The 16868-nt window shown below is 71.2% G+C and carries 15 protein-coding genes; 8 read left to right on the top strand and 7 right to left on the bottom strand.

The annotated features are described in order from the left end of the window. Positions 1–75 precede the first annotated feature (75 nt). Entirely contained in the window at positions 76–1248 is a 1173-nt protein-coding gene (locus tag OG780_RS04045; protein ID WP_328444745.1) for an amidase domain-containing protein, read from the bottom strand. A 403-nt stretch (positions 1249–1651) separates the two neighbouring features. Between OG780_RS04045 and OG780_RS04040 the strand changes: the two genes are divergently transcribed. From OG780_RS04040 to OG780_RS04030, 3 genes are all read left to right on the top strand, one after another. Then, on the top strand, positions 1652–2608 hold the full coding sequence (locus OG780_RS04040; RefSeq protein WP_328444743.1) for a GlxA family transcriptional regulator: 957 nt from the start codon (positions 1652–1654) through the stop codon (positions 2606–2608). A gap of 117 nt (positions 2609–2725) precedes the next feature. Continuing rightward, positions 2726–3724, top strand: coding sequence for a type I glyceraldehyde-3-phosphate dehydrogenase (gap, locus tag OG780_RS04035; RefSeq protein WP_328444741.1), 999 nt, complete (start codon positions 2726–2728; stop codon positions 3722–3724). Positions 3725–3807: 83 nt separating this feature from the next. After that, positions 3808–4125, top strand: a complete 318-nt coding sequence (locus OG780_RS04030) for an antibiotic biosynthesis monooxygenase family protein (protein WP_326783741.1) — start codon at positions 3808–3810, stop codon at positions 4123–4125. 57 nt (positions 4126–4182) lie between these two features. Here the strand turns inward: OG780_RS04030 and OG780_RS04025 are convergent, their stop codons facing one another. From OG780_RS04025 to OG780_RS04005, 5 genes are all read right to left on the bottom strand, one after another. After that, on the bottom strand, positions 4183–5364 hold the full coding sequence (locus tag OG780_RS04025) for a hypothetical protein (protein WP_328457873.1): 1182 nt from the start codon (positions 5362–5364) through the stop codon (positions 4183–4185). Positions 5365–5585: 221 nt separating this feature from the next. Continuing rightward, a complete protein-coding gene (locus tag OG780_RS04020; protein ID WP_328457871.1) occupies positions 5586–6812 on the bottom strand; it encodes a bifunctional glycosyltransferase family 2/GtrA family protein in 1227 nt (408 codons plus the stop codon). A 334-nt stretch (positions 6813–7146) separates the two neighbouring features. Then, positions 7147–7662: a hypothetical protein gene (locus tag OG780_RS04015; protein ID WP_328444736.1), complete on the bottom strand. Its 516-nt coding sequence runs from the start codon at positions 7660–7662 to the stop codon at positions 7147–7149. A gap of 8 nt (positions 7663–7670) precedes the next feature. Continuing rightward, the gene (locus tag OG780_RS04010) at positions 7671–8186 is read right to left on the bottom strand and encodes a SigE family RNA polymerase sigma factor (protein WP_328444734.1); all 516 of its coding nucleotides are present in this window, start codon (positions 8184–8186) and stop codon (positions 7671–7673) included. Positions 8187–8339: 153 nt separating this feature from the next. After that, the gene (locus OG780_RS04005) at positions 8340–9677 is read right to left on the bottom strand and encodes an NAD(P)-binding domain-containing protein (protein WP_328444732.1); all 1338 of its coding nucleotides are present in this window, start codon (positions 9675–9677) and stop codon (positions 8340–8342) included. 257 nt (positions 9678–9934) lie between these two features. Here OG780_RS04005 and OG780_RS04000 point away from each other — a divergent pair, with 257 nt between their 5' ends. From OG780_RS04000 to OG780_RS03985, 4 genes are all read left to right on the top strand, one after another. After that, entirely contained in the window at positions 9935–10585 is a 651-nt protein-coding gene (locus OG780_RS04000) for a TetR/AcrR family transcriptional regulator (RefSeq protein WP_328444730.1), read from the top strand. Then, positions 10585–12297 carry a GMC family oxidoreductase gene (locus tag OG780_RS03995; protein ID WP_328444728.1) on the top strand — a complete coding sequence of 571 codons (1713 nt, stop codon included), beginning with the start codon at positions 10585–10587 and terminating at the stop codon, positions 12295–12297. The genes OG780_RS04000 and OG780_RS03995 overlap by 1 nt, the downstream gene beginning before the upstream one ends. Further along, positions 12294–12944: an acetoacetate decarboxylase family protein gene (locus OG780_RS03990; RefSeq protein WP_328444726.1), complete on the top strand. Its 651-nt coding sequence runs from the start codon at positions 12294–12296 to the stop codon at positions 12942–12944. The genes OG780_RS03995 and OG780_RS03990 overlap by 4 nt, the downstream gene beginning before the upstream one ends. Positions 12945–13223: 279 nt before the next feature. Then, entirely contained in the window at positions 13224–14150 is a 927-nt protein-coding gene (locus OG780_RS03985; protein WP_328444724.1) for an SGNH/GDSL hydrolase family protein, read from the top strand. Between the two features lie 86 nt (positions 14151–14236). Here the strand turns inward: OG780_RS03985 and OG780_RS03980 are convergent, their stop codons facing one another. After that, positions 14237–15652 (bottom strand): cellulose binding domain-containing protein, encoded by a 1416-nt coding sequence (locus tag OG780_RS03980; RefSeq protein WP_328444722.1) that lies wholly within the window; start codon positions 15650–15652, stop codon positions 14237–14239. 298 nt (positions 15653–15950) lie between these two features. Between OG780_RS03980 and OG780_RS03975 the strand changes: the two genes are divergently transcribed. Further along, positions 15951–16838 (top strand): GntR family transcriptional regulator, encoded by an 888-nt coding sequence (locus tag OG780_RS03975; protein ID WP_328444720.1) that lies wholly within the window; start codon positions 15951–15953, stop codon positions 16836–16838. The last annotated feature ends 30 nt before the right edge of the window (positions 16839–16868 follow it).

Raw genomic sequence — 16868 nt, 5'->3', positions numbered from 1 at the left:
CTGTGCGGCACCCGCCGAACGCAAAGGGCGGGAGCCGGCACGTGGTGCCGGCTCCCGCCCCGGGAACGCGACCGCTCAGGTGCGGTAGGCGTAGTACGCGGCGTTCGGGTACGACGCGATGATGCTCGCCAACGACCGGTTGTAGGTGTTGGTGGAGTGGTACGACAGGTACGGCACACCCTGCGGGCTGCGGTACGTGACGATCATCGTGTGGTCCTTGGACCCGTCCTTGTTGAAGTCCATCTGGACGACGTCACCGATGTCGGCCTGATAGACGTTCGCGAGGCTGGTGGTCCGCTTCGAGGAGAGGGCGAACCACGAGAACTCGTTGACTCCGACGAACGAGTCCGACTGGATGTCGGCGTTGCCGAACCACTTGTGGAAGTCGTACACGTAACCGGGAACGTGCTTCCAGCCGCCCGCCTTCAGGGACTGGCTGACGAAGTTCGTGCAGTCCCCGCCGGCGCCCTCCCCGTTGAAGTCCGGGTACGCCGGGTTGTAGTTCTTCCAGTACTTCGCGGCGTACGCGGCCATGGCCTTGTAGTCGTAGCCGGTGGCCGAGAAGTTCTTCGGCTTGGCCGGCGCCGGCGTCGTGATGGCGGCACGGGTCGCCGAGGGCGGCGTGCTGTCACCGGTCATGGGCGTGGCGACGAACGTCGTGGCCTCGACCTGGTTGACCGCGACCCCGTCGTCCGTGTCACGGACACCCGTGAGCTGCCAGTCGCCGTCGCGGTCGGCCTTGAACGTCAGCGTGTGGTGCGCCTCGAAGCCGGTGGTCTTCGGCTCGGTGCCCGTGGCCTTGTCGTAGGCCAGCGTCGTCGTCTCGGTGACGTCGACCGTGGCGTGACGGCCCTTCACCCGCGTACGGTCCAGCGACACCGTGGTGTTGGCCGAACGGTACTTCTCGCCGAGCTCCGCCAGACGGGCCTTGCGGCTCTCCAGCTTCGTCAGCGCGGACTTCTCGGCACGCGACTGGGCCGAGGACAGGCGGACCTCGCCGGAGAACCGGGACGTCTTCTGCTTCGTTCCGTCGTCGCCCACCAGGGCGTCGGTGCGGTCGGTGAAGACCGCGTCCGCCAGGCGCTGGAAGGTCGCCTTGGTGGCCGCGTCCACCTTGGGGTCGGCGTTGACACTCGCGGCGCCCGCGGACCAGTTGGGCAGCAGGGCTGCGCCGGCGACGACCGAGGCGGCCGCCGCGGTGACTATGGTCGCGCGTTGCCGCTTACGGCTCAGTTTCCTTGATTTCAATGGGGATCCCCTCTACACCGGTATTCGATACCGGAGCCGCATCCTCGCACGGCGTGTGTGTCTCCTGTGAAGGGGGTTGCCGAAGCGGTACCGAGCCACGGAGACGGAAAGCCGAAGCTCCGCGCTCGCGAGGGCGATCCCGGCGGCCCACCGGTCCTGCCGACGGTCGTTGGCCGCCCGCGAGGACTCCGGGGCCGTGGCGCCGGACCTACGCCGGTTGTGGTGCCGGAGCGTCATATACGGGTGTGAGAAGGGGGGCCGGAGGAGCGTGCGCGCGAACGGTCCCGCGCGAACGGCCGGTGCGAGGGACCCGCGTGAACGGCCGGTGCGAACGGTCCGCGTGAACGATTCGCGCGAGCACGTCGAACAGGCAGGATCCGCCCGCTCGCGTACCCTCTTCACCGTGCCGGCATCCCCCTTGCATCGCGTCGCCGTTCTCGTCCTCGAGGGTGCCAAACCACTCGATGTCGGTATTGCCGCGCAGGTGTTCACAACCCGGGCGAGCATGCCGTACGAGGTGAGGGTGTGCGGCGCGGAACCCGGCCTGGTGACCGGCGGCGACGGCCTGTCGTACCACGTCGCCCACGGCCTCGAACAACTCGCGTGGGCCGAACTCGTCTTCGTCCCCGGCTACCGGTACCCGGACCGCGAGGACCCGCCGCCCGCCGTCGTCGACGCGCTGATCGAGGCCCATGGGCGGGGCGCCCGGCTCGCGGCCATCTCGACGGGCGCGTTCGCGCTCGCCGCCACCGGGCTGCTCGACGGCAGGCGGGCCACGACACACTGGCACTACACACGGGCGCTCGCGGCGAAACACCCGCTCATCAACGTCGACGAGAACGTCCTGTTCGTCGACGAGGGGAGTGTGCTCACGTCGGCCGGCGCCGCCTCCGGGATCGACCTGTGCCTCCACATCCTGCGCGGCGACCTCGGAGTGGCCGCGTCGAACCACGCGGCCCGCCGACTGGTCGCGGCCCCCTACCGCAGCGGCGGACAGGCACAGTACGTCCCGCGCAGCGTCCCCGAACCGCTGGGCGAACGGTTCGCCGCCACCCGTGAATGGGCACTGCACCGGCTCGGTGAACCCCTTTCCCTGGAGACACTCGCCCAGCACGCGGCCGTCTCGCCGCGCACCTTCTCGCGGCGCTTCGCGCAGGACACCGGGTACACGCCGATGCAATGGGTCATGCGCGCCCGCATCGACATGGCCCGCGAACTCCTGGAGCGTTCGCAATGGAGTGTCGAGCAGATCGCCGCGGGCGTGGGCCTCGGCACCGGCGCCAACCTGCGGCTGCACTTCCACCGGATCCTCGGCACCTCCCCGAGCGAGTACCGGCGCACCTTCACCCAGGGCGAATAGCCCGCCGCGGACCGACCGCGGCAGGCTGGCGCGATCCTTGCGGACCATGGCGATCTCGCCGCTGTCACCGCCCCGCACGGCGCGCGAACCTGGGAGTGAGCCGAAGGGACATCACTCATGACTCGTATCGCCATCAATGGATTTGGCCGCATCGGACGCAACGTTCTGCGCGCGTTGCTGGAACGCGACACGGACCTGGAAGTCGTCGCGGTGAACGATCTGACGGAGCCCGCCGCCCTCGCGCGGCTGCTCGCCTACGACTCGACGTCCGGCCGGCTCGGCCGCCCGGTGACCGTCGACGGGGACACCCTTGTCGTGGACGGCAAGCGGATCAAGGTGCTGGCCGAGCGCGATCCGGCGCAGCTGCCCTGGGCCGAGCTCGCCGTCGACGTCGTGCTGGAGGCCACCGGTCGTTTCACCTCGGCCAAGGCGGCCGGGGCGCACCTCGACGCCGGTGCGCGGAAGGTGCTCGTCAGCGCGCCCGCGGAGGGCGCCGACGTGACGCTGGCGTTCGGTGTCAACAACGACGCCTACGACCCGGCCGTGCACACGATCGTCTCGAACGCGTCGTGCACGACCAACGCGCTCGCTCCGCTGGCCGCCGTGCTCGACGACCTCGCCGGCATCGAGCACGGCTTCATGACGACGGTGCACGCGTACACCCAGGAGCAGAACCTTCAGGACGGTCCGCACCGCGACGCCCGGCGGGCCCGTGCCGCCGCCGTCAACATCGTGCCGACCACGACCGGTGCCGCCAAGGCGATCGGCCTGGTGCTGCCGAACCTCGAGGGCAAGCTGTCGGGCGACTCGATCCGGGTGCCGGTGCCGGTGGGCTCGATCGTCGAGCTCAACACCACCGTGGCCCGTGACGTGACACGCGACGAGGTCCTCGCGGCCTACCGCGCCGCGGCCGAGGGCCCGCTCGCCGGCGTCCTCGAATACTCGGAGGACGCGCTCGTCTCGTCCGACATCACGGGCAACCCGGCCTCGTCGATCTTCGACTCGGCCCTCACCCGCGTCGACGGCCGCCACATCAAGGTGGTCGCCTGGTACGACAACGAGTGGGGCTTCTCCAACCGCGTCATCGACACGCTCGGGCTTCTCACGGCCGGCTGAGCGGGTCGAGGCAGGGGCCGTCCGATCGGGGCATCGGGCGGCCCCTGAACCGTGCGCCGGCCGTGGTGCGGCAGGATGGGTGCATGAGCGTAGTCAAGATCAACGTGCTGACCGTCCCCGCCGAACAGCGGGAAACCCTCGAGAAGCGCTTCGCCTCGCGCGCCGGTGCCGTGGAGAGCTCCGACGGCTTCGAGTGGTTCGAGCTCCTCCGCCCCGTCGAGGGCACCGACGACTACCTGGTGTACACGCGCTGGCGTGACGAGGCATCGTTCCAGGCGTGGATGGAGGGCCCCATGAAGGCGGCCCACCAGGGCGGCGGCGACCGTCCGAAGCCCGCCGCCAGCGGGTCCTCGGTCTGGTCGTTCGAGGTCGTGCAGCAGGCGGCGCCCAAGAACGCCTGACACCCGCCACGGCGGGAACGTGCCCCGCGCCGAGGATCCGGTGCGGGGCACGTTCCGTCATGGAATGCCGACCTCGAACAGGACGTACCCGGCGTAGGAGCCCGAGGCGAGTGCCGCGATCGTGAGGATCGCGCACAGGACCGGAACGCTGAGCCGGCGCATGGCGGTGGCGCAGGGGATGAGGAGCGGGAAGGCCGGGAGCAGGTAGCGGGGCACGTTGCCGAAGATCTGCTGGCTGCCCAGGACGAGTGCCATGGTCAGCAGGGTGCTGACGGTCAGCACGAGCGGCGGGCGCAGCCGGAACAGCAGGGGCAGGACGATCAGGGCCAGCAGGACGGTGCCTGCGGCGATGACGTCTTCGTGGGGGTAGGCGAAGAGGTAGTCGTAGTGGCCGACCATCAGGGACGAGAGCACCTTGACGGTGTGCCGGCCGTAGTCGAACGAGTGGGCCCAGGCTTTGTCCTGGAGCGTGAAGTACCCGCCGTAGTCGCCCATCCGGTGTCCCACCCAGCCGAGGTAGCCGGCCAGACCGATGGGGGCGATCAGGACGGCCGCCACCGGGCGCAGGACCGCGTCCCGGGGCCGTGCCCATTGTGGGGCGGGGCGGTCGCCCAGGCGGCGCAGCGCGCGCCGGTGCCGGACCAGGTCCACGAGCGCGACGAGGGCGAGTGCCGCGATCAGCGCGGTGGCCGTCGGCCGGGTGAGGCCCGCGGCGCAGGTCAACAGGCCCGCGGTGAGCCAGTTGCGGCGCATGACGGCGTAGCAGGCCCAGGCGGCGAGGGCGACGTAGAGGGACTCCGAGTAGCCGGACCACTCCACACCGGATCCGGGCCACACGGCCCACAGCCCTGCGGCGGCCAGCCCGGCGCGCCGGCCGCTGACGTGGGCGGTCACGGCGTAGATGGCCAGGGCGGCCACGAACGAGGCGGCGACGGAGACCACCAGGCCCGCGCCGAGCAGGCCGAGCCCGGTGCAGGAGGAGACCAGGCGCATCAGGGCGGGGTACAGGGGGAAGAACGCGGCGGAGTTGCCTTCCAGGGTGATCAGGCCGATTGCGCCGCGCACCGGTACGAGGGCGGGGTGGTAGCCGTGCGCGGCGATCTGCTGGTACCACCAGCCGTCCCAGGTGGCCAGGACGTCCCAGGTGTGGGCGCCGCCCCCGAAGCGGGGGTTCTTCCGGCGGAAGTCGCCGGAGGAGTCGAGCAGGTACATGAAGACGCAGAAGCCGACGAGCTTCATCGTGCCGTACAGGGCGAGGACCGGACCGTGCCGCTCCGCCGTCCGGCACAGCCGTTGCCGCCGGGTGAGGCCGCCGTCCGGGTCGGTACCGCCCCGGCTCGTGCCGTCCGGGGTCGTACTGGCCGGGTTCGTGCCCTCCGGCCGTGTGATCGTGGGCCAACGGACCCCGTTGCGGGGCCTGTTGCCCTGGGGTGCCGACGTGGCCGTGAGGCCGGGCCCGTTCATCGCGGCCCGTTTCCCGTGCCGTCGCCCTGGGCTGCGGTGGCGAACACCCAGGTGCGCAGGAGCAGGAACCGCAGCAGTGTCGCCGCCAGGTTGGCGGTGACGAGGACCACGATCTCGGTGGGGCGTCCTGGTGTGTGCGTCCAGTGGTGCAGCGCGGCCAGTGAGCCGCTGGTGAGCGCGAGTCCGAGGCCGAAGACGGCCAGCCCCTTGGCCTGGTGGCGCAGTGCCCCGCCCCGGCCGTGCAGCCCGAAGGTGAGCCTGCGGTTGGCGGCCGTGTTGGCGACGGCGCAGACCAGCAGTGCCCAGGCGTTGGCGGCCTGAGGGCCCGTCACCGGGCGCAGAGCCGCGTACAGGAGGACGTACCCGATCGTGCTGACCACGCCCACGGCGCCGAACCGCAGCAGCTGAGCCGTCAGGGAGGTCCGCGGCGCGCTCTCGGGGGCGCGCCCGAGCCGCGCCACGGGCAGCGTGCCACGGGCCAGCGAACGGCCGATCCTCGCGATGCCCCGCAGGTCGGCGACGGCGGTCGAGAGCAGATCGACCCGGCTGTCGGGGTCGTCCACCCAGTCGACGGGTACCTCGTGGATACGCAGCCCGGCGCGCTCGGCGATCACCAGCAGCTCGGTGTCGAAGAACCAGCCCGAGTCCTCCACCAGCGGCAGCAGGCGTTCGGCGACATCGCGGCGGACGGCCTTGAAGCCGCACTGCGCGTCGGAGAATCCGACGGCGAGGGCGGAGCGCAACAGGGCGTTGTAGCAACGGGAGATGATCTCTCGTCGGGGTCCGCGGGTCACCCGGGAGCCGCGGGCCAGTCGGGTGCCGATGGCGATGTCGGAGTGCCCGGATATCAGCGGGGCGACGAGCGGCAGGAGCGCGTTCAGCTCGGTGGACAGGTCGACGTCCAGATAGGCGAGCACCGGCGCGTTCGAGCCCGACCACGCGGCGCGCAGAGCCCGGCCGCGCCCCTTCTCGTCGAGCCGTATCCACGTCGCCTCGGGCAGGTCGGCGGCCAGCCGGGCGGCTATCCGCGGGGTGGCGTCGGTGCTCGCGTTGTCGGCGACGGTGATGCGGAACGGGTACGGGAACGTCTCGCGCAGATGGGCGTGCAGGCGACGCACGCTCGGTTCCAGGTCGGTCTCCTCGTTGAACACGGGGACGACCACGTCGAGAACGGGTTCGGTGTGGTCCGCCGGCAAGGGAAGCCGGACGGGCAGGCGGTCCACGAGCGCACGGTCGGCGGGCGTGCGGTCGAGAGGAAGCCCTTCCGCGGACCGTCGCTCGCCCGGCCTTCGTTCCCGGGGCGGCCCGCTGTCGTGTTCCTCGAAGTTCTCCACGTCCTCGCGGCCTTCGGAATCGTGGCCTTCGGAATCCGCGGAACCCTGGAAGCCCGCGGGGGCGGACCGCAATACGTTCGTCATGGTGTGTCCTGTTCTGTGTTCTGTCGTGGGGCAGGCCGGAGACGCTCGCGGCCGAACCGCGTCGACGGGGGTGCGGATGGGGAGTTGTGTGGCCGGGGAAAGGGGGCGGGGACGACGCCGGTGGAGCTGGTGCCGGGGCTTATTCGGTGTTCGTCTCGGCCGATGACGAGGGTTCGAGGTGCGACGGAGGCGGCGAGGACGTCGGGGTCTCGCTCGGCGTCGCCGGTTCGGTGGCCGGCGCGCGGGTCGTGGCCGTGGCCGTGTCTCCGGGTTCGGAGGCGACCGAGGTCGAACTCTCCGTCGTGGTGGGCGTTTCGGGAGGACCGGAGGGCCCGGTGGTGTTCTCGGCCGTGCCGGTGGCCGACTCGCTGGACGACGGGGTCGGTGACGGGGTGACGTACGGGGAGGTGGGGGTGGTCGTGGGCCGCGGCACGGGGCCCAGGGGGCGGTCGCGGTCCGGGGCGTGCGGCAGCAGGAACACGCCGACGCAGATCCCGGCGGTGGCCAGGACGCAGCTCGCCGCCTTCTGCGCCGCGCGGATCCGGCGGCGGACGCGGACGCCCTCCCGGAGGCTGTTCTGCTGTGCGGGCTCGAAGGGGGTCTGTTCCTGGGCGTCGCGCATCATCCGCGCCAACTCCCGCTCGAATTGATCCATTCTTCTCTTCACCCCACCGGCTCGATGACATCCGCCAGGATCTGGCGCAGCCGCGCCACACCGCGTGACGCGTGGGAACGGGCGGTGCCCAGCGGGCAGCCCAGGACCTCCGCGACCTGTTTCTCGGGCAGGTCCTGGTAGTAGCGCAGCACCACGGCCGCCCGTTGCCGGGGCGGCAGTTGGGCGAGAGCCGCTTCGAGGCGCGAGCGCTCCACCACGGCCGCGGACTCGTCGCCGGTGTGCGCGACGTCCGGCAGCGCCTCCACGGGGCGTTCGCCCCACCACCGCCGCCGTGCGGAGCGGGCGGCGGCGCGGGCCAGGACCTTCCGTACGTACGCCTCGGGCGCCTCGTCGGCCACCTTCGGCCAGGCGAACCAGAGTTTGACCAGGGCCTCCTGGAGCAGATCCTCGGCGCGGTGCCGGTCGCCGGCGCAGAGCAGGCGCGCGAGGTGGAACAACGCCGACCAACGGGCCGCGACGAACCCGTCGAAGCCGTCGATCCCTTCGGCTCTTGCCTGTCCCATCCGCACCGTCCCCGCACTTGCCGGCTCGTACACCTGGGGAAAGACGCTGGGGGGCGCCCTACTATGCACCGATGTCACGTGATCTGGATCACGCGGGGTGAGGCCGAGGTGTGAGCGGGGGCGGGGGCGTGGGCTGCTTGGCGCGTGGCTCTCTCAGCGGCCGGTGGCCCCCCGCCGGGCCCGGGCCGTGCCCCTGCGCCGTTCCGTCCGCAGTTCCCGGAGATAGGCCTGCGCGTCCACCTGGATGGTGTGCCGGGTCGAGGTGACGTAGCGGTGGGCCAGCCTCGCGCGGTACGCGCCGGCCTCCTGGCGCATCCGCTCGGGTCCGGGCAGCACGCAGCGGCCCTGAAGGAGATCGGCCACCCAGTGCGCCTGCGCCTCCGCGAGCGGCATGATCGCGCCGAGGGGCTGGACCAGTCCGATGAAGTAGAGGCCGGGACGGTCCGGCGCGACCACCCGGTGGTAGAGCTCGATGTCGTTGTCGGACGGATCGATCACCTCGTCCTTGAGGAACGGGAACGCGATGTCGTAGCCCGTGCAGTAGACGATCGCGTCGATCACCTCCTCGCTTCCGTCCTCGAACGTCACCCGGTCGCCCTCCAGCCGCACGGGAGCGGGTCTCACGGTGAGGTCGCCGTGGCCGAGGCGTGAGAGCAGGTCGTCGGAGATGGTGGGGTGGGCGCCCAGCACGCGGTGCCGGGGCGTCGGCAGCCCGTAGTCCTTCAGCCGGCCCCGGCTGAGCCGCAGCAGAAGCCGCAGGCCTTGTTCCTGAACGGACAGCGGGGCCCGTGACAGCCAGGAGCCGGTGAGATGGTCGGTGGGCACGCCGAAGAGGTACTTGGGCAGGATGTGCGCACCACGGCGCATGGAGAGGACCGTGCGCCGGGACACCCGTGAGGTCTCCACCGCGATGTCGCAGGCCGAGTTGCCGATGCCGAGGACGAGGACGCGCTTGTCGGCGAAGGGCTCCGGTGTCCGGTAGTCGTGCGAGTGCGTCTGCGAGCCGGTGAACTCCTCGGCTCCCGGAAGGGACGGCCGGGGCCAACGGGCCTTCCAGTGGTGGCCGTTGGCGACCAGGACGGCACCGTAGGCCCGTTCGGCGGTCTCACCCGAGTCCAGACGGCGGGTCGTGACGCCCCACTTTCCGCCGGGCAGGGGTTCGGCGCGCACCACTTCGGTGCGGAAGGCGATCGACGTCCGCAGCCCGAAATGGTCCACGAAGCTGTCGAAGTACCGGGCGATGTGGAAGTGGCTGGGATAGACCGGACAGTCCTCCGGCATGGGGAAGCTCGCGTACTCCATGATCTGGCGCGAGGTGTTGATGTGCAGCGAGCGGTAGGCGGACGACATCCCGTTGTCGTTCAGATATCGCCAGTTGCCGCCGACCTCCGAGCCGGTCTCGTAGCAGTCGTACGCGATCCCGCGCTCCGCCAGCACCTGGCAGGCGGCGATCCCGGACGAGCCCGCCCCGATCACACAGACCCTGTCCATGCCCGCCTCTTCCTGAACCAACGTCGGTGACCACCCGGTCATATGACCGGGCGGTCACAGGCTGCTGTCCGTCGGCCCGCCGTGTCAATGACCCTGACGTGAGCGGAAGTTCGGGCATGCGACGGCCGGACGGTGCCGGCCGCCGCGATCTCTGCCGGTCGACTCCCTTTCCTGCCGGACTCGTTGACAGGGCGCGTTCACCGCACCGACGATGACCGGGCGGTCACATGACCGCCCGGTCATACGCAGGAGCACGCATGCCCACTTCCACCTGGACCCGGCTGTCACCCGTGCGGCGCGAACGGGTCCTGGTCGCCGCGATGGACGAGTTCGGCACCCACGGCTACTCCACCGGAAGCCTCAACGTCATCGCCCGCGAGGCCGGCGTGGCCAAGGGCTCGCTGTTCCAGTACTTCGAGGGCAAGCTCGACCTGTTCGCCTACGTGGCCGAGCAGACCTCCCTGCGCGTCTACGCCGCCATGCGGCCCTGGCTCGACGGATACGACGGCTCCACGGAGTTCTCCCGCCATCTCACCGACGCCCTGGAGGCGTGGTTCGACTACTTCGCCGGCCACCCGCTGGAACGAGGGGTCACCGCGGCCACCAACATGGAGCTCGACCCGGCCGTCCGCAACGCCGTACGCGCCCCGGTGCAGGACATGTACCTCGCCGGCCTGCGCCCCCTGGTCGAGCGGGCGGTCGAGACCGGCGACCTGCGCAAGGGGGCCGACGTCGACGCCCTGCTGTCCCTGCTGCTCGTTCTCCTGCCGCACCTCGCGCTCGCGGCCCACACCCTGGGACTCGAAGGACCGGTGCGCCTCGCGGGCGAACACCCGGAAGTCCGCCGGGCGAACATCACCCGCCTGATCGGCCCGGTCCTCGCCGACTTCGTACCGAAGGGGCCCTGATGGACACACCCGACTACGACGTACTCGTCATCGGCTCCGGATTCGGCGGCAGCGTCACCGCGCTGCGCCTCACCGAGAAGGGGTACCGCGTCGGGATCCTGGAGGCCGGACGCCGCTTCGCCGACGGCGACTTCCCCCGAACCTCCTGGCACGTGCGCGACTACCTCTTCGCCCCCCGCCTCGGCTGCACGGGCATCCTGCGCATGACGCTGCTCGGCGACGTCCTCGTCCTCACCGGCGCGGGCGTCGGCGGCGGCTCCCTCGGCTACGCCAACACGCTCTACGAGCCGCCCGAGGCCTTCTACGAGGGCTCGCCGTGGGCCGCCATCACCGACTGGCGCGGCGAACTCGCGCCCTACTACGCCCAGGCCCGCCGCATGCTCGGCGTCACCGACAACCCCCTGTTCACCGACGCCGACCGGCTCCTCAAGGACACCGCGGACGACCTCGGCCGCGCGGACACCTTCAGGACCGTGCCGGTCGGCGTGTACTTCGGGCCGCCCGGCACGGCACCCGGCGCCCGCGTCGCGGACCCCTGGTTCGGCGGCGCGGGGCCGGACCGCAACGCCTGTCTGCACTGCGGCGCGTGCATGACGGGCTGCCGGCACAACGCGAAGAACACCCTGCCCAAGAACTATCTGGGCCTGGCCGAACGCGCCGGCGCCGAGGTGCTGGCCCTGCGCACGGTCACCGACGTCACCCCGCACGGTGAGGGCTGGGCCGTCACCTCGGTACGCACCGGCGCAGGCCCGCGTCGCCGCGTACGGACCCTGACCGCCCGGCACGTCGTCTTCGCGGCGGGCGCCCTCGGCACCCAGCGGCTGCTGCACCGGCTGCGGGAGGGCGGTTCCCTGCCGCGGGTGTCGCCCCGCCTCGGCCGGCTGACCCGCACCAACTCCGAGGCCATCCTCGGCGTCCGGTCGAAGGACAAGGCCGCGGACTTCAGTCGCGGCGTCGCCATCACCTCCTCCGTGCACCTCGACGAGAACACGCACGTCGAAGCCGTCCGCTACGGCCGAGGGAGCAATCTGCTCGGGCTGCTCGGCGCCATGCTCGTCGACCCCGTCCGCGGCCGCTCCCGGCTGCTCACCAGACTGGTCGCGATGGCACGCAACCTGCGCGACCTGCCCAGTCTGCACAACCCGCGCCGCTGGTCCCAGCAGACCGTCGTCCTGCTGGTCATGCAGTCCCTCGACAACTCCGTGACGACGTACCTCCGTCGCACCCCGACCGGGCGCAAGCGGCTGACCAGCCGCCCCGGCGAAGGCACCCCCAACCCGTCCTGGATACCCGCCGGACACCGGGCGGCCCGCACAGCGGCCGAGCGCATCGGCGGCCAGGCCTGCGGCACCTGGGGCGATCTGTTCGACATCCCCACCACCGGCCACCTCATCGGCGGATGCACCGTCGGCGAGAACCCTGAGACCGGTGTCGTCGACCCCTATCACCGGCTGCACGGGCATCCGGGCCTGCACGTCGTCGACGGCTCCACGATCTCGGCGAACCTCGGCGTGAACCCCTCCCTCACCATCACCGCCCTGGCCGAGCGGGCCGTCGCCCTGTGGCCCAACCGTGGCGAGGAGGACCCCCGGCCCGAACCCGGTCTGCCCTACCGCCGGGTGCGGCCGGTACCGCCGAGGCACCCCGCCGTGCCCACGGGCGCACCGGCGGCACTGCTGCTGGAACCCCCCACCGGAAAGGACACCCCGTGACGCCCTACCCCGAGGAACCCTGGCACCTGGCGGGCCAGATGTATCTGTCGCTGTGGCTGGTGCCGGCCCGCGAACTGCCCCCGGTGGCGGACGGCACCCGGCCGGTCACCGTCGCCGGGCGCGGCGCGGTCGGCGCCGCCTGGGTCGTCTACGAGAACGACAGCGTCCTGCACTACAACGAACTGCTCCGGGCCGTCCTCGTACGGGACGGCCGCCGCCCTCGGGTCTGCGTCACCGACATCTGGGTGGACAGCGCCGCCTCGATGGCCGGCGGCAGGCAACTGTGGGGCATCCCCAAGGAGATGGCGGACTTCGACATCGACCGGACCGCCGGCGTCCGGGCCGGCGCGGCGACGGACAAGGGTGTCCTGGCCACCGCGTCCTTCGAACCCGGCCGCCGGATGCCGGGCCGCTGGCCCCTCACCTATCGCGTCACGCAGACCCTCGACGGCGCGCTGAAGACGAGTTCCGTCCGCTCGCGCTCCGCCGTCCGAACGGCACGGGCCCGCTGGACCGCGCAAGAGGACGGCCCGCTGGGGGAGTTGGGCCGCCGTCCGCCCCTGCTCAGCCTGGCTCTGGACGACTTCACCATCCGGTTCGGCGACGCCGCCCCCGGCGCGTCCGCGCGGCAGGCACCCACGCCGTAAGCCGCGTGGGATCGCGCCCCGGCCGGCGCGATCCGTCGCCCAACGTCACCCCGTGCTCATCGAGCGTACGCACGCGCGGTGAACCGGTGCGCGGGGGACGAGAGTTGGACAAGTGGAGGGCGATCAACCCCTGTTCCGGCGGCCTACCGGCCGGTATACAGACCAGGTTGGGTCTGCCGGGCAGGAGCCGTCCGGCCTGCCGCGGCGCCGTGAGACCCGTGCGCCGCGGGACGCCGGTACCCGTTCAGCAGGCTGTCATGGCTTCAGGGGAGGGGCACGATGAACGATCACACGCGTCCGGAAAACGACGGTCCCAGGCGACGGGGCGCCCTGGCGCTGGGGGCCGCGCTGAGCAGCTGCGCGCTCGTCGCGGGCGTCGCGGCGGCGGCCCCCGCCGAAGCGGGCGAAGGGCACACGGCGCACGGCGTGGACTACGTCGCGCTCGGCGACTCGTACACCTCCGGGCCCCTGATCCCTCAGCAGGTCGACGCCAACTGCGCGCGCTCCGACCACAACTACCCATCGATCACCGCGGCCACCCGCAAGGTCGCCTCCTTCACGGACGTCAGTTGCTCCGGCGCGAAGACCGACGAGATGTGGAAGGCACAGGGGACCAACGGACCCCAGCTCGACGCGGTGAAGCACGGCACCGACCTGGTGACCCTGCAGATCGGCGGCAACGACATGGGCTTCGGCCCGATCATCTCCACCTGCGCCGGGCTCAGTTCGAAGGACCTCGCCGGCAACCCCTGTCAGCAGTACTACGGCGCCGCGGGCTACGACCAGCTCACCGTGAACATCCTCCAGACGGCTCCCAAGGTCGCCCGGGTGCTGCGTGAGATACACGCCAGGGCGCCGCACGCCCGCGTGGTCGTCGTCGGCTACCCCGACCTCCTGCCCGACGACGGCAGCGGCTGCTACCCGACGGTGCCGTTCGCCGCGAAGGACTTCCCCTATCTGCGGGACACCGGCAAGCGGCTCAACCTGATGCTCCGCGCAGTGGCCTTCCTGAACCGGGCCGAGTACGTGGACACCTACGGGCCCACCGTGGGCCACGACATGTGCAAGGCGCCCGCCGACCGCTGGATCGAGCCGCTGCGCCCGACCTCGCCCGCGGCTCCGGCCCACCCCAACGCCAAGGGCCAGGAGGCCATGGCGCGCGCGGTGCTGGCCGGGCTGGGCCGGGGAGCGGGCCACCACGGCTGACCGGTTCCGGTCGGCGTACCCGCCGTGTGAACCTCCCTGTCGGCGAGCGCGCGTGCGCTCGCCGACAGGCCCTTCGGACGGCCGCGTCAGGAAGCCGGTACCTCGTCCACGAACGCGGTTCCGGCACCGCGGTAGGCGGCCACCTTCGAGGCGACCTGGGCCGGGGTGAGGACCTGGTCCTTGACGTGCAGGACGTAGTCGACCTGCTCGTTGTACGCTCGCGCCCCCGTCGAGGTCTGCCCGGCGAGGTCGATCAGCCACTGGTTGAAGTTGATCGACATGGGCCGCTCGGGCAGGTACTGGGCGTCGTGGGTGCCGAAGAGCTGTCCGTCGATGTAGTACTTGATGCTGCCGCTGTCGATCGTCAGGACCAGGTCGTGCCAGCCGGCGTAGCTCTGGCGCGCCTCGGTGTGCTGGTTGACGGCCTGCCAGGGATCGGGGTTGTACGTCTCCCAGGAGGTCGTGTAGAGGATGTTGCCCGGCTCGCCCCAGCCGCCGTTGGGCAGGTACTCGAAGTCGTACTCGGCGTAGTCGTCGGCCATCGGCGCCGTGAGGTCGTTGATGGTGAAGAACGTCTGTACCAGGTGGTCGCCGTCGGGGCCGGACTCCGGCGCGTCGGCGAACTTCACCCGCGCCGCGTAGGTGCCGTTCTTGAACTTCATGCCCCTGGAGACGACTTCGGTCTGCCGGGTGGACTCGGCGGTGCCCGAGGTCGACGTCTGGAGGTTCATCACCGTGTTCCCCGACACGACGGGGAACGTCACCTTGGAGGGGTCCCAGGTCGCGCCGGGAACCCCGGGACCGCCGGAGTTCGAGCGGACGTTCCAGCCGTGCGCGGAGATCGCGGGGTCGGTGTACGACGAGTAGGTGAAGTCGTCGAACAGCGCCTGGCCGCCACCGGGCGGGTCGGTCGGATCGGTGGGGTCGTTGCCCGCGGGCGCCGTGCCCCACACGGTGGTTCCGGCGAGCTGGGCGGTGACCTTGTTCCAGTCCGCGTACGAGGTCTGCGCCCCGTTGAAGGAGTAGTCGTCCGCCTGGTTCACGGACTGCCAACTGGACTGGTAGAAGCGCAGCTGCATGTCACCGGTGTCGGCACCCGGAGCCAGCGCGCCGGCCGTGGAGGTGAAGCCGATCTCCAGGTACCTGTCCGCGGTTCCGGTGGGGTGGGCCGGCGTGCCGAACGTGCCGGTGACGTTCGCACATCCCTTGACGGCCCAGGAACAGGCGAAGCGGTAGGCGGCGCCCGCCGAGTCCGCCTTGAAGTAGTAGCGGATCTTCACCTGGCTCAACTGCACCGACGCCGAGCCGGTGTTGCGCACCTTGAACCAGGGCTCGCTCTGGTCGGCGGTGGCACCGCTCGCGCTGGTGCGGTACTGGACGGCGAGGCCTCCGGCCGCGGCGGCGGGGGCGGACATCGGAACGGCCACCAGGGCGGTTCCGCCCAGGAGGGCGGACAGCGCGAGGGCCACGCGGCGGCGGCCTGTGGACGGGCGGTTTCTCATGTGAGTTCCTTCCGGTGGGCTCCCGCGGGGCGCGGGAGGTGGGGGTGCTCAGGAACACGTGGAGACATGCCGTGCTTGACCAGTTGGCCGATCGGCCTTACCAGTTGACGTCGCCTGAAAAGTGGCATAGACCAATGCGCCCGTCAACCCCCTTGTATTCAAGGGAAGTTGGCTGGAGATGGCGGTGTGCGTCACCGTTGGGTCAAACGGGCCGGAACCAATTCACGGGAATCGGCAGACCAGTTAGGGTCAGGGGCCATACCAGTTGGCCGGCACCGACGACGAGAGAGGGTCCCGCATGGAGATCGACTCCGCCGCCTCCCGCGCGGTACTCAAGCGGGAAAGGGTCCGGGACACGATCCTCGAACTCATCGAGGAACGCCGTCCCGGCGACGCCATCCCCTCCGAGCGCACGCTCTGCGCGCAACTCGGGGTGTCCCGCCCCACCTTGCGGGCGGCCGTGGATCAACTCGTGCTGGCCGGGCTCTTGGTGCGCGAGCACGGACGGGGCATGTTCGTCGCCGCCGAGAAGATCACGCAGGAACTCGTCCCGGACCGGCGGACGTTCAGTCTGCCCCGGGCCGCGGGTACATGGACCAGCAGGATCCTGGAGTTCAGCACGGTGCCCGCCGGTGCCCGGGTGGGTCGCAGGCTGCGCGTCTCTCCCGCCGCCGACATCCGGTACGTGGCACGGCTCCGCCTCGTCGACGGCTCGCCCATGGCCATCGAGTACCTGCACGTCCCCGCCGGCCTCGTGCCCGACCTGACCGGTGACGAACTGGAGAACGGCGACCTGTACGAACACCTCGGCGAACGGCACGGGATTCAGGTCAGCGAGGCGGTCCAGTCGATCGAGCCCACGGTCCTGACCCGCGACGAGGCGGGCCTGCTCGACGTGCCGGAGCTGTCCCCGGCCCTGCTGTTCGAGCGCCTCACCTCGGACACCTCGGGCCGGCCGGTGGAGTACGTCCACTCGATCTACCGCGGGGACCGCTACCGCATCGTCTCCCGGCTGGCCCTCGGTCCCCGCTCCGGGCAGCCGTCACCCCGCGACGGACACCACCCCGGGATCCCGCCGGGAGACTTCCTGCCGGGTGAACCCGTCACCTTCTCCACCCGGGGTGTGGTGGCGGGCGACCTCTTCGGGCACGACGGGCGACGGGGTGGGGCCGGACCGGCAACGTGACGGCGCACGGTCCTGCCCGTCCCCGTCGGA

Source organism: Streptomyces sp. NBC_00386 (genome assembly GCF_036063235.1).
Classification (GTDB): domain Bacteria; phylum Actinomycetota; class Actinomycetes; order Streptomycetales; family Streptomycetaceae; genus Streptomyces.
This window is presented reverse-complemented; position numbering and strand designations above follow the sequence as displayed.

What these genes read in the sequence shown, in the direction of transcription:
- gap (WP_328444741.1), top strand. Translation starts at nt 2,726, where the DNA reads ATGACTCGTATCGCCATCAATGGATTTGGCCGCATCGGACGCAACGTT.
- OG780_RS04030 (WP_326783741.1), top strand. Translation starts at nt 3,808, where the DNA reads ATGAGCGTAGTCAAGATCAACGTGCTGACCGTCCCCGCCGAACAGCGG.
- OG780_RS04025 (WP_328457873.1), bottom strand. Translation starts at nt 5,364, where the DNA reads ATGAAGCTCGTCGGCTTCTGCGTCTTCATGTACCTGCTCGACTCCTCC.
- OG780_RS04015 (WP_328444736.1), bottom strand. Translation starts at nt 7,662, where the DNA reads ATGGATCAATTCGAGCGGGAGTTGGCGCGGATGATGCGCGACGCCCAG.
- OG780_RS04010 (WP_328444734.1), bottom strand. Translation starts at nt 8,186, where the DNA reads ATGGGACAGGCAAGAGCCGAAGGGATCGACGGCTTCGACGGGTTCGTC.
- OG780_RS04005 (WP_328444732.1), bottom strand. Translation starts at nt 9,677, where the DNA reads ATGGACAGGGTCTGTGTGATCGGGGCGGGCTCGTCCGGGATCGCCGCC.
- OG780_RS04000 (WP_328444730.1), top strand. Translation starts at nt 9,935, where the DNA reads ATGCCCACTTCCACCTGGACCCGGCTGTCACCCGTGCGGCGCGAACGG.
- OG780_RS03995 (WP_328444728.1), top strand. Translation starts at nt 10,585, where the DNA reads ATGGACACACCCGACTACGACGTACTCGTCATCGGCTCCGGATTCGGC.
- OG780_RS03985 (WP_328444724.1), top strand. Translation starts at nt 13,224, where the DNA reads ATGAACGATCACACGCGTCCGGAAAACGACGGTCCCAGGCGACGGGGC.
- OG780_RS03980 (WP_328444722.1), bottom strand. Translation starts at nt 15,652, where the DNA reads ATGAGAAACCGCCCGTCCACAGGCCGCCGCCGCGTGGCCCTCGCGCTG.
- OG780_RS03975 (WP_328444720.1), top strand. Translation starts at nt 15,951, where the DNA reads ATGGAGATCGACTCCGCCGCCTCCCGCGCGGTACTCAAGCGGGAAAGG.